Origin of the sequence: Asaccharospora irregularis DSM 2635 (assembly GCF_900129815.1) — a bacterium.
Taxonomy (GTDB): domain Bacteria; phylum Bacillota; class Clostridia; order Peptostreptococcales; family Peptostreptococcaceae; genus Asaccharospora; species Asaccharospora irregularis.
In genome coordinates this window covers 1-15,788 of record NZ_FQWX01000018.1, presented here as the reverse complement: position 1 = coordinate 15,788, position 15,788 = coordinate 1, and the positions used below count along the sequence as shown (strand labels likewise).

Annotated in this window: 14 protein-coding genes; 2 read left to right on the top strand and 12 right to left on the bottom strand. The window is 29.3% G+C overall.

Annotated elements, in window-relative coordinates; genetic code table 11:
• Positions 1 to 5: 5 nt before the first annotated feature.
• From BUB34_RS08190 to BUB34_RS13330, 7 genes are all read right to left on the bottom strand, one after another.
• On the bottom strand, positions 6 to 1,151 hold the full coding sequence (locus tag BUB34_RS08190; RefSeq protein WP_073126331.1) for a double-cubane-cluster-containing anaerobic reductase: 1,146 nt from the start codon (positions 1,149 to 1,151) through the stop codon (positions 6 to 8).
• A 63-nt stretch (positions 1,152 to 1,214) separates the two neighbouring features.
• Entirely contained in the window at positions 1,215 to 1,982 is a 768-nt protein-coding gene (locus tag BUB34_RS08185) for an acyl-CoA dehydratase activase (RefSeq protein WP_073126329.1), read from the bottom strand.
• A gap of 179 nt (positions 1,983 to 2,161) precedes the next feature.
• Positions 2,162 to 3,106, bottom strand: coding sequence for a protein kinase domain-containing protein (locus BUB34_RS08180; protein ID WP_084120303.1), 945 nt, complete (start codon positions 3,104 to 3,106; stop codon positions 2,162 to 2,164).
• A gap of 92 nt (positions 3,107 to 3,198) precedes the next feature.
• A complete protein-coding gene (locus tag BUB34_RS08175; protein ID WP_242948857.1) occupies positions 3,199 to 4,512 on the bottom strand; it encodes a VanW family protein in 1,314 nt (437 codons plus the stop codon).
• Positions 4,513 to 4,611: 99 nt separating this feature from the next.
• Positions 4,612 to 4,764 (bottom strand): hypothetical protein, encoded by a 153-nt coding sequence (locus BUB34_RS13570; RefSeq protein WP_242948856.1) that lies wholly within the window; start codon positions 4,762 to 4,764, stop codon positions 4,612 to 4,614.
• A 75-nt stretch (positions 4,765 to 4,839) separates the two neighbouring features.
• Positions 4,840 to 5,250 carry an endonuclease/exonuclease/phosphatase family protein gene (locus tag BUB34_RS13565; protein WP_242948855.1) on the bottom strand — a complete coding sequence of 137 codons (411 nt, stop codon included), beginning with the start codon at positions 5,248 to 5,250 and terminating at the stop codon, positions 4,840 to 4,842.
• A gap of 279 nt (positions 5,251 to 5,529) precedes the next feature.
• Positions 5,530 to 5,691 (bottom strand): hypothetical protein, encoded by a 162-nt coding sequence (locus BUB34_RS13330; RefSeq protein WP_200787896.1) that lies wholly within the window; start codon positions 5,689 to 5,691, stop codon positions 5,530 to 5,532.
• A 262-nt stretch (positions 5,692 to 5,953) separates the two neighbouring features.
• On the opposite strand from BUB34_RS13330, the gene BUB34_RS08165 reads away from it, so the two are divergent.
• Positions 5,954 to 6,532, top strand: a complete 579-nt coding sequence (locus BUB34_RS08165; RefSeq protein WP_073126327.1) for a hypothetical protein — start codon at positions 5,954 to 5,956, stop codon at positions 6,530 to 6,532.
• A 158-nt stretch (positions 6,533 to 6,690) separates the two neighbouring features.
• Here BUB34_RS08165 and BUB34_RS08160 read toward each other — a convergent pair whose 3' ends face one another.
• From BUB34_RS08160 to BUB34_RS08140, 5 genes are all read right to left on the bottom strand, one after another.
• The gene (locus BUB34_RS08160; RefSeq protein ID WP_242948854.1) at positions 6,691 to 6,912 is read right to left on the bottom strand and encodes a hypothetical protein; all 222 of its coding nucleotides are present in this window, start codon (positions 6,910 to 6,912) and stop codon (positions 6,691 to 6,693) included.
• 171 nt (positions 6,913 to 7,083) lie between these two features.
• Positions 7,084 to 8,481, bottom strand: a complete 1,398-nt coding sequence (locus BUB34_RS08155) for a peptide MFS transporter (RefSeq protein WP_073126377.1) — start codon at positions 8,479 to 8,481, stop codon at positions 7,084 to 7,086.
• A gap of 735 nt (positions 8,482 to 9,216) precedes the next feature.
• On the bottom strand, positions 9,217 to 10,497 hold the full coding sequence (locus BUB34_RS08150) for an aminotransferase class V-fold PLP-dependent enzyme (protein ID WP_073126325.1): 1,281 nt from the start codon (positions 10,495 to 10,497) through the stop codon (positions 9,217 to 9,219).
• Positions 10,498 to 10,664: 167 nt separating this feature from the next.
• On the bottom strand, positions 10,665 to 12,077 hold the full coding sequence (locus BUB34_RS08145; protein WP_073126324.1) for a peptide MFS transporter: 1,413 nt from the start codon (positions 12,075 to 12,077) through the stop codon (positions 10,665 to 10,667).
• Positions 12,078 to 12,655: 578 nt separating this feature from the next.
• Positions 12,656 to 13,858: an alanyl-tRNA editing protein gene (locus tag BUB34_RS08140; RefSeq protein ID WP_073126322.1), complete on the bottom strand. Its 1,203-nt coding sequence runs from the start codon at positions 13,856 to 13,858 to the stop codon at positions 12,656 to 12,658.
• 442 nt (positions 13,859 to 14,300) lie between these two features.
• Between BUB34_RS08140 and BUB34_RS08135 the strand changes: the two genes are divergently transcribed.
• Positions 14,301 to 15,380, top strand: coding sequence for a M24 family metallopeptidase (locus tag BUB34_RS08135; protein WP_073126320.1), 1,080 nt, complete (start codon positions 14,301 to 14,303; stop codon positions 15,378 to 15,380).
• The last annotated feature ends 408 nt before the right edge of the window (positions 15,381 to 15,788 follow it).

The window sequence follows — 15,788 nt, the reverse complement described above, 5'->3', positions numbered from 1 at the left end:
ACTTTTTATTGCATCATTTCTATAAATGCACTTACTCTAGTATTTATTTGTCCTGAATCCGATTGAGAGTAATCAGTATCTAAGCACATATAAGGTATTTTTTTCTCCTTAGTTACAAAATTTTTAACTCTGTCAGACTCTATAGCAAATGTATGGCATGCCTGAAGTACTACTTCTATAACACCATCAACTTTATAATCATCAATCATTTCATTCATAGCCTCTATTCTACCTGGATTAGGACTCATAACCGAACAGTTTACTCTTAAGTATTTTTCAGCTAGTGCCAACATTGGATCCTTACTTTCATCTACTGGATCTTTCTTTTCTCTTGGACCACAACAGTTTTCAAATCCAACTATATCAGCTCCTAACTCCTCAATCTGTCTAATTACTTTTTCTCTTACCCCTCCTGTAGGACATCCTGTAATAAGTACACGAGGTCTTGATGGTTTTCCCTTAAAGTTTAACTCATATTCTCTTTTAAGCTCTACTGTTCTTTCTTCTATATCTTTTATTCTTTCCTCTATATCAAAAGTAAAAGTCGATGAATCTACTACAGTGTTTATCTCATAACCAGAAAGTGGTGTTGGCTTTAACTTACCTATTTCAAAAAAATCTAACATAGCTTTACGTTCTCTATTTTTCAATTTAATAGCTTCTTTTATATCCTCTTTAGTAATTTCTACACCTAGTTGTTCTTCTAATACATCCTTTAGACGATACATTTCTCCATGCCAAGCTTCTAGTGCCATAGCTCCTGTCTTGCCAGGAGGCAATTGCATTACATGAGTGTGCTTTAATTCATTTAACATTTCATACATTTTCTTTTTACCATCACAAGTTGTCTCAGCTAATATCATATCCGAAAAATAAAAATATGGACATTTATCTGATACTGCAAATCCATAGCTAGCTTTTATTAGTGGACATAAATTTTTAGGCAATACCTTTTCTGCATCAGGTATTGCCTCATCACTAGATGCGCATAAGATTACAGGTACTGCCTTAGCTGCCATGACTAATTCCCAAGGAGTATATGTACAAAACACGCCAACGACTTTTTTCCCACTCTCTTTTAATTCCTTCATTTTTATAAACCCAGATTTTCTTGCATCACTATAATTTTTAAAATTTTCTGGAAGATTCATATTAATTCACCCCTAATTTTTATTAATATATCTATTTTTATAATATATTTTAATTTATCTATTTTATTTTTTAACATTAGATGCTATAAGTGCTGCTCCTAATGCTCCAGCGTATTTACCTAATTCATCTGAGTAGACATCCTGACCTAATTTTTTGGAAAGCTCTTTTCTAAAGTAATCACTTGTGCTCAATCCTCCTGTCAAAATACACTTCCCTTGCACCCCATGTCTATCAGCTAAAAGAGTTACTTTTGATACTACCGATTCAACTACCCCTGCAGCGATATCACTTCTTTCTTTTCCTTGCCCAATATGACTTATTACCTCTGATTCAGCAAATACAGTACACATAGAACTAATTCCAATCGGTTCTCCCTCTTTGGCTAAGTCAAATATTTCTCCAAGTCCAACCCCCAAACGATTCGCCATAATCTCTATAAACTTACCCGTTCCAGCTGAGCATTTGTCATTCATTAAAAATCTAGTTACAAAACCATTTTCAACAGTGATAACCTTAGTATCTTGTCCTCCAACGTCAATTATGGTACAGTCACCTTTGGCAAAATAATTCCCGCCCTTTCCATGACAAGTAATTTCTGTAACTACCTTGTCTGCATAATCAACAGAAATTCTTCCATATCCAGTAGCGATTACCCTCACGTCTTCTCTAATAACATCTATTCCTTGTTCTTTTAATTTTTCTTTTATACTCTGTGCTGTTTCTTTACTACTCCACCCTGTAGGTATTACAAAATAACTAAATATTTTATCTCCCTTAAAAATTACTGTTTTTGATGCTGTCGATCCAATATCTATTCCTACATAATACATACTTTTGACCCCTCTTTCTACATTTTTAGATATGGCGCTTATAGTGTAACCCTAATCTTTTACACCGTCAATATTTTGTCATGTTTTCCTTAATACACATAGAAAGTTCTGATAAGCCTCTAATTTGCTATAGCTTTAATCAATAAATATCAAAATAAAAGGATGCTTTATTATTTAAGTTAAATAATAAAACATCCTGTTATGATTATAGATACCAATATTAATAAAGAAATTCCGATTATTCCTTTCCTTAAGCTACCTTTTTTATTACTTATGTCCTCAAAATCCAAGTCCGATTCTTCTTCATCATCTATATTAGCTTTATTGTACATTATTTTGCTAAGGTCTAATATTATCTCCTGAGTACTTAAGTATTTATCTGTTCTTTCCAAAAGCTTTTTAGCTACATTTATTATATCATCATTTCCATTTACTGCCACTGCATCTATCCATGAAACTCCTTTATTTATTGACTTTAACATCTCTTTCTCGCTGTTGTATATTTCAAATGGAAATTTTTTAAATATCATTTCAAATAATATAACTCCCAAAGTAAAAAAGTCACTTTCTTTATCTGTATAGTCTACGCACAATTGATGAGGTGTCATATATCTTATATCCTCACTACTTCTTAGATACACACCTTTGTTAGCTTTTACCAACCCAAAATCACATACTTTAACCCTGTATTGTGAATCAACTATTATATTATCTGTCCTAAGACTACCGTGGTAAAAGTTGTAGTTATGGGCAAACTCTAGAGCCTTTACAATTTGAGTGCTTATATTTACTATCCCTTCTATATGAAGATAGTTTCCTGAAATTAAATTTTTTAAAATAATTCCATCTGTATACTCACTTACTATATAGTATAATGTATACTCTTCTGTACAATGCATACCTACATCTAATATTTTTAAGATGTAAGGAGAGTTCGTCTCACCAAGCATCGTACTCTCATCTATTAAGTTAGACATAAAATCTTCTGAGATATGCTTATTATGGTTTATTACCTTCAGTAACACCTTTTTATTTTCATATACATCTCTAGCTATATATATCTTATCAGACTCTATAGAATCTTCTTCATTTAATATTTCATATCTATTCCCAATAAACTCCAACAAACTTACCTCCTTATAAATACCTATATATCTAATTATATCAATTTTAGACATTTTTTTCTATATTTAAGTATTTATAGGAGTATAACTATCTATTTTTTAGGTTTTTTATATACACTTGTGTTTATATACTCTGTTTTGATTACATTTCCAGATGCATCTTTGTATTGTCTGTAGGTTTTAGCAGCATCCAATCCTGAGTATTTAAATTTATCTACTTTAATAGATATATTTTGCTTGTCCTCACCATTTCCATATATTCTAGAAATTAAAATTCCATTTCCAGAAATGTTTTTTACATATACTGGGTGTTTGTAAGGATTTTTAAATCTAAAATCTGATCCTCCATAACTAACCATAGCATCCTGACCCACTGGAATATATTTTGATTTTAAAGAATGATTTTGAACAGAAGTTATCTCTAGTCCTGAGTATAGGGCTGCATTATATAGTGTTGATGATGTTTGGCAAACCCCACCCCCACTTTCCTGTTCTATTTTCCCTTTTACTATTACAGGGGCATCCTTATATCCATTAGACTTAATTCTTGGACCTGTCAGCGCATTATATGAAAATTCTTGTCCTGGCATTAATAAAACGTTGCTCGTGCTATTTGCAGATCTTATAACGTTGCTAGCTCTACCAGTTTGTCCCATAGAAAATCTAGTGCTATACTCTCCTAATAGAGTATTCACAGTTTTCGCCTGTTCTGTATTCACTTCGGGCTGTTTTAAAACAACTTTAATATCTAAATCCTTGTAATTTTTACTTTTTATAATCTCATATATTGCTTCTTTATTGGATACTATATCCATCTCTTTTCCTACCAATGAAGGAGTTACAGATATATTACCATTTCCATCTACACTAACTTTTGCATCTCTTGTCTTTACATTTATTTTTTTCGAAATATTTTCAATAGATGAGCTCAACTTCGCTTCGTTATAAGTCGAATTAATCCTAATTTTCTTTCCATTTTTTATAGTTGCGAAATATGTTTTTATATTTTCAAGATAAGAACCTTGTTTAGTGTAATTATAAGCTTGATTAATAGCTTCTTCGATATTATAAGTTAATTCAATATCCTCAGGCAAAATCTGATACTGCTTACCTTCATAATTTAATTTTATATTTTGAGGTTTGTATTCATCTTTTAAAATAGCAAGAGTTTCTTCCTTAGTTAGATTAGAAACATCAGTTGATTCTATCATAATATTTTTTGCTATTTTATCATTGTAGATATAGAATTTATTAAAAGAAATAAGACATATACCTATTACAGCGATTACTCCCAATATCTTTATAATTGAATTTTTACTATAAGAGACTTTGCTATTCATGGATTTTAATTTGTCCATTAGCTGCTGCTTGTTTTTTCTTTTTCTATTATTCGCTCTTTTTCCCATTGTCTCCCCTTCCTTCAACAACCATATTTTTAAACTAACTAGATTATAGTGAATTATAGGCGTTTTAACAACGACTTAGCAAAACATGTAACTTTATTGTTACATTTGTCTAATGCACCCCACTACTGGATAGTGATCAGAAAACATCACCCTATCTACGTTATATTTTACAGGGTTCAAATCTTTTGATATAAATATATAATCTATTCTAGCATCACTAGGTATAAATGTATTCTCCTTATATTTACCCAATAAAACCGCTATATCACTAAATTTATTTATAGTAATATTTTTTTCATTAAAATCTCCACAGATTACTATGCCTCCTTATAGCCTATTGCTATAACTTATTATCTCATCTATCTGATTATATCTTTCATATTTATCTAGTCCTAAATGTACATTTATGATATTTACGGTATTTCCTTGGATTTCATATCCAGTAGCCAACATTCCTCTTTGCTCTTTTTTGCTTGTTAATAGCATATGACTACTGTCTTCTATATTAAACTTAGAAAAGGTGCATACTCCGTATGAAATCCCCATTGTTTTTGTATTACATGCAAACATTCCGTTGATTTTTAATTTCGATTTAATTTTTAAAAACTGAGGGTATAGTACCTCTTGTAAACATATAATATCCGCATCTACCTTTTTTAAATATTTTATTATTTCTTTTAAACTTGGCTTATTATCCATCCCTATACATTTGTGGATATTATACGTTATCACTTTCATACATACACCTTACCTTTAAAATATATTTATAAGTTTATTTACATAAGTCTATATTAGTATTTAAACTTTTATAACCTTTTGATTTAAACTTATCATTCTCATTTTACACTAATAAATGTACAATATTAACCCTATACATTTATTTCTATTATTTAAAATTTATATAAAAAATTTTTCATATGCATTATAAAAAGTCTAATTTAATGTTTTGTATTAAATTAGACTTTTTATAATGCATAAGCATAATATCTATTTTATATTATTAATAATTTATTGTATTTAATGTATTGTTTCTTTTTTTATTTTTGTTAATTTCCCTTGATTTACTATAAATAAAAATCCCATTTCTTTATATATTTCATCTAATTCTATAAGAGTCACTTCACCTTTTTTTAAATTCCCCAAAGTTATCTCCTTCATTCTTTTTGATGTGTTCATCATAAGTTATCACTCCTTTTAAATTATCTACATTAAATTATATTTATAATTGCTTATATATATTCCTATTTTTATAAATTATCTAATATAAATATCCTTATCAAACATTTGTTCTGTATTTACATTTTACACCATACAGATGTTCGATTCAATATAAAAAAAAATTTTTATACTAAATCTATTTTTTACCTATAATATTCTTGTATATTATCCCAATTAATAGTAGTATTATTTAAAAGGGGAAACTTTCAAGGGGGGATTTCCATTGAAAAATAATAAAGTTAGCTTATTAAAAACGAAAAATCCAACTATAAAAAGCTATGGTTTAAACAATAGCAAAAACAAGCTAGATAGTCGCAGCAAAATCGTTTCTTTTTCATCTTATAAAAGGAAAAGAAAGTATAAAAAAAGACCAATTTTTAAAAACTATAAAGTATCATTAAAAAAAGGTAAAAAACCATATGTAATAATTTTGTATACCGTACTATTAGTTTTATTAAGTTTATTAGTTGTTTTAAAGTTGTTAAGTTTTACTACTAATTCACAAGTCTCCTCTAAAAATATTGTGCCTGGTAATTTTGTATCAGAAAAAATAACACTCTCTGATTCAGAAAAGGAAACATATACCCATATAGTCAATTCTTTTTTGACTAAACAACTAGAATTGACAGTCGAGGATAACGTTAACATTACTAATCTTCATAAAAATGGTTCTTTTGTATATACCAATGGGTACTTTTCATCAGATGGTGAAAATAAAAAAATTTATTTTGATTTTATACTAAAAAAGAAAAAACCATACTCTTTATTAATTAACGGTAAAGAACTTATCAATTCAAAATAAGCATCAATCTTAAAATATTCAAGTTTGAAAATGTAGTATAGATAGACAAAAAGTTACCTCTATACTTTATATTTAAATCTATAATAGAGGTAACTTTTTTATTTTATAATTTATATTTCACTAGTATATCTTTTGCAAATCTATTAGTTATATATTTTCTATTTTTTTATGTTATCTTTTACAGCTTTTCCTATAGATTTTCCACTTTTTACTGTTTCTTTAGTTATATTTCCAACTCCGTTTATAACTTCTTTTCCTACGGATCCTACACTTTTAAAAGTTTCCTTGCCTACAGATCCTACTCCATTTACAACTTCTTTACCTACATCTTCTATAGGTTTAGTAACCTTTTTCACTGTTTTGCCTACATCTCTTTTCATATTATAGACATCTCCTATACTATTTTAGGAAGTTGTACTTTACAATTCTTCCTTATATTATTATATTCTCCTAAAAAAAATATGTTACTTTTTATCTAAAACTATAAAACCTCCTACAATATAGTAATATCGTAAGAGGTTTTAACTTTATATATCATATTAATTTATATATTATTTTGCTTCACTAGCAGTTTTGTCATCATCTATCATTGCAGTTAGTTTTTTATTAGAAATTAGTATTATAACTGTTCCAACAGCTAATATTACTGGTATAGCTATGAAAACTTGCATTAATCCCATTTTTTCTATTATACCTTGAACATATCCTGATGCCTTGTTTGCAACGAATGTAGCTGCTGCCCAAACTCCCATTAATAAAGATAAGTACTTAGCTGGAGCTATCTTACTTATCAATGAGTTTCCTAATGGAGAGAAACACATTTCCCCTACTGTTTGGAATACAACAAACATCGCTATCCATAGTACACTTGCTTTAGCTGTTGCAGGAGCTCCTACCCCTCTTGTAACTTCAGCTGCTATTACAAATAGGAATGCTACTGCTAAAAATGCATATCCTAAAGCCATTTTTTGAGCCATACTTAAGTCACCTTGTGGTCTATTAGTTGTTTTAGTCCATATAGCAGCCATTACTGGTCCTAATGCCACACATAATACACCATTTAAAGTAGTATCTATCCACATTACTGGTATTTCAAAACTACCAACATTAAGGTTTACATAGTCCTTCATATAAAGAGCTATTGAAGATCCTGCTTGATTGTAAAATACCCAGAAAAATATAGAGAAGAAAGATAATACAAATATAACTACTACTCTTTTCTTTTCTAAAGTTGTCAAAGGTCTATCAAAATCATTAGTACTTTCAGACTCAGAGTCATAATTCTTTTTAAGCATTTTTTGAGGATACTTTCCTGCATCTCCTAATAATTTTTGAGTACAAACAAACATTATACCGCCAAGTAATAAAACTCCTGCTGCAAATAAGAAACATTTTCTAAATCCATATACCAATACCCCATTGTCCATGTAAGCAAAAGTTTTAGTATATAATATACCTATTAATAATGAACCTACAAAAGATCCAAGGTTAACAAAAGTGTATATCAAAGAGAATGCTGCATCTTTTAAACTGTCATCATCATATAGTTCCCCAACTAGCGCACTTAAATTACATTTAAAGAATCCAGTTCCTATAGATATTAATATTATCATTGCATGAACCCATACTACACTAGTGGCGAAATATCCTAGAGCATATCCTGCTGCCATTATTACAGTCCCAATAATTACACAATATTTTGCCCCTAGCCATCTATCACATATAATTCCACCAAATATTGGAGCTAGATAAGTAAACGCTGCTAAGTTTGCCGCTATAGCTGCCGCATCAGCGCTTTGTATCCCCAAACCTCCCTTTGCTATTGTCTCCGCTAAGAATAATAATAGCAATGTTTTACACCCATAAAATGCAAACCTTTCAAATGTAAATGTTAATCCACAAGTAATAAGAGCCTTAGGATGCTTTTTGATTGTTGCTTCAGATCCCATATTTTTTCCCCCTTTAGTTTTTTTCATATAATTAAAAGCCCCCAGTAATACACTATACCTAATGCTAATACTAAGTGAGACTTTTGATTATGCTATACAATATAATTGATATAATTCTGCCCTTATAATAGTTTTTAATAACGTTTTCCCAAGTTTGAATTGGCAAAACTTATTTAATTTATAGAGAGAATAAAAACCTATATTTTAACACCCTGCCTATTAAATTATATTCATGTTTTATTTTTTTATTCTTTTTAGATAACCTTTCTAGCAATACTTAACATCATAAAGTAAATGTTGATATAACATTCTTTTTTGCGGTAAATTCAATATTTGTTAGGGATTATAGTTTTTATAAATATTATAGTATTGTGATTTTTCTAATTTAAAATGGCATTTCGTATTATGCCTCTGTGATATGATTTACTTATATGTCATTAGAATTTTAATCATTATGATATGTATTATTGATTTATGGCGAATATTTAAATATAAATTAGTCGATTTATACAATCTATCCTGCACATTTATTTTAAATCAATTCGCTTTGTGTCTATTAAGAATATATCATGTTAAAATAATATTTTCAACATATTTTTCAAACTATTTTGATATTTTTCAATTTATATAAATTGTCCAGAGGAAGTATAGAAAATAACTAAATTATTTATATACTTCCTCCAAAATCAAACTCAGAATTTCACCAAAAATATAGTAAATTTCAAAATACAAAACTTAACCATTAACCAAAATATATTCTAGGGAGTTTAAGAATTTATTTGCCTCTTCTTTTGTATTATAAAGCGCTAGGCTAGCTCTTATCATTCCTATGTTTTCTTCTTGGCTTGTAACATCTATATAAGCACTTATATCCTCAACCCCCATCAACCTGTATACATATGGGTGAGCACAGAATTTACCGCATCTCAAAGCTATTCCAAAGTCATACGCCATTTTCTTGGCCAAATACTCATAATCAAATCCATCTGCATTAAATGTTATTACTCCTAGTCTATCTTCTGTATTATCTATGTCCCCATACATTCTAACTCTATTCATTTTTTTCATTTCTTTTATTATATAGTCCTTTATTTCCATTTCATGTCTATATATATTGCCAAGTCCTATCTCCTTTAAATCCTCAAGAGCCTTAGCCATAGCTATTATTCCGAAGAAGTTTTGTGTCCCAGCCTCAAATAAATCCGGTGGACATTTCCATATTTCATATCTATCAAATACTCCTTCTACACATCCTCCTCCCTTTAAAAAAGGTTCTCTATTAACTAAATCTTCTTTAAGGCCTACTATAGCTCCACTTCCAAAAGGGGCATATGCCTTGTGCGCAGAGAATACCAAAAAGTCTATCTGTTCTTCAGCTTCTGTACCATTCATATCTATAGCCTTATGGGCAATAACTTGGGCTCCATCTACAATAATCTTAGCCCCGTGTTTATGGCAAAGTTTGGCTATATCATATATTGGGTTTAAGTATCCCGTTACATTTGATGCTGCTGTTATAGATACATATTTTATTTCACCCTTATTTTTTATAAGTTTTTCTTCTATATCATCCAGTTTAACTCTTCCAAATTCATCTGTATCTATATAAACAACATCAGAAACATTTCTCCATGGGAGATCATTTGCATGGTGTTCCATTCTACTTATTAGTACCTTATCTTTTTTATTATTTATCAACGTATTAGCTAATAAATTTAATGCTTCCGTTGTATTTTTTGTAAAAATTACAGTGTGTGTATTATTGTTTTTCAAATTGAAAAAATCCAAAATTATATTTCTAGACTCTTCAACCTTTTTGGTGCATATATCACCTTTTTGTCCAGTTCCCCTAGAAATAGGTCCATAATTCCCTATATTATCCATAATAGTCTTAACAACACTTTTTAATGGGGGAGTTGTAGCACCATTATCAAAGTTTATTGGAATTACAGCCATACCATTGGTTAAATCTACAGTATTATCTATTCCATCAAATAATTCTCTATAATTTTCCATATTAAAACCTCCTATAGTTTTAACATATGTACTTTCTTTATAAATGTCACATATTTTCAAATTTATACATAAAAACACAATTTAAAAAGCAACCTATAAAAGAGACTATAAATCTAACTCTTTCATAGGTTGCCATATATTTTAATATTTAAACTAAGTAATTATTATTAACTTGCAGATTCGTTAAGTTCTACTGCTACATCTTCATTATCACCTATCATTGCTGTAAGTTTCTTATTAGTTGCAAGTATTATAAATACTCCAACTACTAAGATAACAGGTATAGCAACGAAAACTTGTACTAGCCCCATTTTTTCTATTATACCTTGAACATATCCAGATGCCTTGTTTGCAACAAATGTAGCTGCTGCCCAAACACCCATTAATAATGATAAGTATTTAGCTGGTGCTATTTTACTTACTAATGAATTTCCTAATGGAGAGAAGCACATCTCACCTATTGTTTGGAATACAACAAAGAATACTAACCATAATACACTTGCCTTTGAAGTTGCAGGTGCACCTATTCCTCTTGTAAACTCTGCTGCTATTACAAATAAGAATGCTACTGCTAAGAATGTATATCCTAGTGCCATTTTTTGAGCCATAGTTAAGTCACCTTTTTCTCTCTTAGATAACTTAGTCCATATAGCCGCCATTATTGGTCCTAATGCAACACATAATACTCCATTTAAAGTAGTATCTATCCACATTACTGGTATTTCAAAACCACTAACAGTAAGATTTACATAATCTTTCATGTATAAAGCTAATGAAGAACCTGCTTGGTTATAGAATACCCAGAAGAATATAGAGAAGAAAGATAATATAAATATAACTTTTACTCTATCTTTTTCTACTTTTGTTAAAGGTGCATCTGCATCTTTAACTTCAGCACCTTCTATAGATGCATTTTTGTTAAGCATTTTTTGAGGATATTTTCCTGCTTCACCTAGTACCTTCATTGTTGAAGCAAATAAAATTCCTCCAAGTATCATTACTACAGCTGCTGTTAAGAAACATTGTCTAAATCCAAGTATCGTTACACCATTCTCTACAACTGCAAAAGTATTTATATATAAAATTCCCATTATTAATGAACCTGTGAAGCTCCCTAAATTAACGAAAGTATATAATATTGAGAACGCTGCGTCTTTTTGATTATCATCTTCGTATAATTCCCCAACTAGTGCGTTTAAGTTTCCTTTAAAAAATCCAGTTCCTATAGATATTAATGCTATCATTGCGTGAACCCATACTACACTTGTTGCAAAATACCCTAATGCATATCCTGCTGCCATTATTATAGTACCGATTATTATACAGTATCTTGCTCCTATCCATCTGTCACATATCATACCACCGAATATTGGCGCTAAATATGTAAATGCTGCTAAGTTAGCTGCTATAGCTGCTGCATCTGATGCCTTGATGCCCAGCCCTCCTGTTGCCACTGCCTCTGCTAAAAATAGCAGTAATAATGTCTTTGATCCATAAAAAGCAAATCTTTCTAATGTGAATGTCAATCCACAAGTATAAAGACCTTTAGGATGCTTTGTAGTTGTTGCTTGTGATCCCATTTCTTCCTCCCTAAATTAAATAAATTTATTTTATATTAAGAATTCTCACTATGACTTTTGTCTTTTATAAGAATTTCCTATTATACTAATTTCGTTGCAACGTTTTCCCATGCAAATACCTCTAAAATTCACTGAATTTTATATAGAGTAATTATCTGAATTGCAAAAAATAATTTTAAATATTGATTTCAAGTTAAATTTAAGTTAAAATTTATTAAAAACATAAATTTATTGTATTTTTAAAGTATTTAATTTTATTTTATATATTAAATTTATTCGACTTTTTACAACTTTTTATTTCTTATTAAAAATATATCATTTTATGATATATTTTTCAATCTTTTATTACTATTTTTTAATCTAAATCTTATTTTTTTTATTTTAATGAAATTATCATATAATTTTCCTATGCTATACTTTAATATCCTAAACCAAATTCTTTTCCTTATAAATTGTCGAATTATAAACTTTTTATTCGATTTTAATATTTTTTATAAAAAACAAAAAAAGAAACCCATAGCGTTTTAGCTAAGGATTTCATATAGTTTTATAATGTAGCATTAAAACTATGCACTACATCATTCTATTATATTTTTAATTTTCATAACCGCGTATTCCAATACTGAGTCTAAATTCCCATTATCCCTTCCTCCACCTTGTGCTAAGTGATTACTTCCACCACCTCTTCCATCTACAAGGCTGATTGCATCTTTTAGCAAATTAGACATATTTATATTTTTTAAATTTTTAGAACATGCAAATATCAAATTAACCTTTCCATCAGATTTAAGCGCCATCAAAGCCACCGCATCGTCATACTGTGATATTTTGGTTGCGACTTTATTTATATACTTTAAGTCTTCGTCTGTATATACTTTTCTAATTACCGATAAATCTCCAATCTTAGTAGCTTCTTCGATCATATCTTTTACATGATAACCAGAAACAATCTCCTCTAATTTCCTCTTTTTACTTAAAGCATCTTCAACTTTTTCGTTTAAATTAGCTATTCCCTTTAATGCCTCTTCCTCTCCACAGCTTAGATAGTTACATATTTTAGTTAGATATATATCTCTTCTTAGTACTTCATCTATAGCCCTTTTTCCTGCTAAATACTCTATTCTAGTTGCACCTTTATGTTTTTCCCACTTTCTTATTTTTATAATCCTAAGATCTTTTGTTGAACTTGGATGAACTCCACAACAGGCATTTATATCTAGTTCTCCTATTTTAACTATTCTTATCTGTTCATCAGTATTAGGCAAGTCCCTTCTTAAATTTATTTTTTTTAACTCCCTTTTATTAGGTGTAAGAAATTCCACTTCTATATTTTGTCTTATAACTTCATTTGCCAGAACTTCTATCTTTCTTATTTTATCTTCATCTAAGTCACCTTTTATATCAACTGTACTAAACTCTGTCCCTAAATGAAACCCAACTGTATTTGCATTAAATTCCTTAAAAAAACACCCCGATAGAACATGTTGTGCAAAATGTTGGTGCATTCCATCTTCTCTTCTATCCCAATCTATGCTACATTTTACCTTATGTATTTTTGATGGCTTTTTCTCCATTACATGGTATATATTGCTTCCTTCTTCATATACCTCTAGCACCGGTTTTGAGTCTATTTCTCCTAAATCACAAAACTGACCTCCACCTCCTGGGAAAAATGCTGTTTGGTCTAGTAAAATATGAAACTTGCCTCCAACTTCTTTTACTTCTAATACTTCTGCAATAAAATCTTTTGTATATTGATCTTTATAATATAATTTTTCCATATCTTCTCTCCATTAAGTCATATTTATATATACTATTTTACAACCAATAGCATAAACATTTCAAGTTAGTACATAGTCTATTGTATAACAAAATAGTATATTATAGCTTGTTTAGACAGATATATTTTTCTAGACATAATTTATAGACTTTAGAATTTTTTCATTTATAGTTTTTAGATATAAAATTCTTTTATAGTTATTTCATTGACAAATTAACTGATTATTTCTATAATCATTTTGAAACACAAATATTACATATATACTAGCTATACTAAAAACTCATACTTCAATCAGCCTGTGTTCAGATTTATGAACTTTCTTTATTAGATTATGAAATTATCATTAGTTCTACTTTTAACTGAACAAATGAAGTATATTATTATTTGAAATAAATAAAAATTAAAAAGGCTGAATAAAAAATCAAATAGAGGGGGTAATATATATGAACAGAGCAGAAAAAGTACTGAAGTTATTAGATAAAAACAATATTGATGCAATCTATCTAACTAAGGAGTCTAACGTCAATTACATAAGTGGCTTTACTGATGAGGCTGCAAATGTAATCATTTGTAAAAGTGGTAATTTTATAATAACTGATGGGAGATTTACCGAACTAGCCGAAAACGTTTGCAAGGGGTTTGAGGTTGTAAACTGGCATTTATTTGATAGAAATATTACAAAAGCAATTCAAAGTATATGTTTGAATAACGGAATAAAAAAACTAGGTTTTGAAAAATCCAACTTGATGTTCGATAAATATCAGACACTTAATGAGTTACTTGGTGAAGATGATATAACTTTAGTTCCTACAGAAGACATAATAGAAACCCTAAGATATGTTAAAGACGAAATAGAAATTGAAAATTCTAAAAAAGCATGCGCTATAGCCGATAAAGCTTTAGAACTTCTACTTCCTGATATAAAAGCTGGTGTATCAGAAAGAGAGTTATGTGCAAAATTAGAATACTACATGAAAATCAACGGAGCTCAAGCTATAGGGTTTGAAACTATTTTAATATCTGGCACAAAAACTTCTCTTCCTCATGGCAAGCCAGATGATAAAATTATAGAAAAAGGTGATTTTGTAACTATAGACTTTGGGGCAATGTATAATGGATATATTTCTGATATGACTAGAACCTTTGTGATAGGTCAACCATCAGAAAAACAGCTTGAGGTATATAACTTAGTTAAGGAGGCTCAACTTGTAGGGCTTGAAAATATGAAAGCTGGAGCTCATGCTACTGCTCCCGATATTGAAATAAGAAAAATAATCAAAAAATACGAAGAATTCTACTATCCAGGTATAGGTCATGGAGTTGGTAGAGACCTGCATGAACAACCATTCCTAGGAAACTATGGTACAAAAACTATGGAAGCTGGTTGTGTAATAACTATGGAACCAGGTATTTATATACCAGGCTGGGGTGGAGTTAGAATAGAAGATACCGTTTTAATTAAAGAAGATGGTATAGAAATATTAACTAATTTCCCTAAAGATTTAATAATAATAGAGGGATAACATCATAACAAAGGGTATAGTACACAATTGTGCACTATACCCTTTGTATATAAATATATCTATAAAATTTTATATTATCAAAATTATATTGCTCTTTCACCTATAAGAGAGTGTAAATTGATTTGTGCTTTAGAGTAATTTCGCTCCTCTATAGCAATGTAATTTAATAATAATATTTGTAAGTTTGAATTAATTATTCATATTTTGGATATTTAATTCAAAAATGGTAAAACTAAATCTAGTGAAGTATATGTAATTTTTCAAAAGTACTTATCCTTCAACAAAATCTGAATATAGATTTTTTAAAATTTATATTCTACCATCAAAGAATATAGATAGTTGGTTATAAATACTATCCCAATTTCTATATCTCATAGTCCACTTTTTCATTATGTTTTGGCTTGCTAA

Excerpts from the sequence above, each read along its gene's own strand:
- BUB34_RS08190 (WP_073126331.1), bottom strand. The coding sequence starts at position 1,151 with ATGAATCTTCCAGAAAATTTTAAAAATTATAGTGATGCAAGAAAATCT.
- BUB34_RS08185 (WP_073126329.1), bottom strand. The coding sequence starts at position 1,982 with ATGTATTATGTAGGAATAGATATTGGATCGACAGCATCAAAAACAGTA.
- BUB34_RS08175 (WP_242948857.1), bottom strand. The coding sequence starts at position 4,512 with ATGGGAAAAAGAGCGAATAATAGAAAAAGAAAAAACAAGCAGCAGCTA.
- BUB34_RS13565 (WP_242948855.1), bottom strand. The coding sequence starts at position 5,250 with ATGAAAGTGATAACGTATAATATCCACAAATGTATAGGGATGGATAAT.
- BUB34_RS13330 (WP_200787896.1), bottom strand. The coding sequence starts at position 5,691 with ATGATGAACACATCAAAAAGAATGAAGGAGATAACTTTGGGGAATTTA.
- BUB34_RS08160 (WP_242948854.1), bottom strand. The coding sequence starts at position 6,912 with ATGAAAAGAGATGTAGGCAAAACAGTGAAAAAGGTTACTAAACCTATA.
- BUB34_RS08155 (WP_073126377.1), bottom strand. The coding sequence starts at position 8,481 with ATGGGATCTGAAGCAACAATCAAAAAGCATCCTAAGGCTCTTATTACT.
- BUB34_RS08150 (WP_073126325.1), bottom strand. The coding sequence starts at position 10,497 with ATGGAAAATTATAGAGAATTATTTGATGGAATAGATAATACTGTAGAT.
- BUB34_RS08145 (WP_073126324.1), bottom strand. The coding sequence starts at position 12,077 with ATGGGATCACAAGCAACAACTACAAAGCATCCTAAAGGTCTTTATACT.
- BUB34_RS08140 (WP_073126322.1), bottom strand. The coding sequence starts at position 13,858 with ATGGAAAAATTATATTATAAAGATCAATATACAAAAGATTTTATTGCA.
- BUB34_RS08135 (WP_073126320.1), top strand. The coding sequence starts at position 14,301 with ATGAACAGAGCAGAAAAAGTACTGAAGTTATTAGATAAAAACAATATT.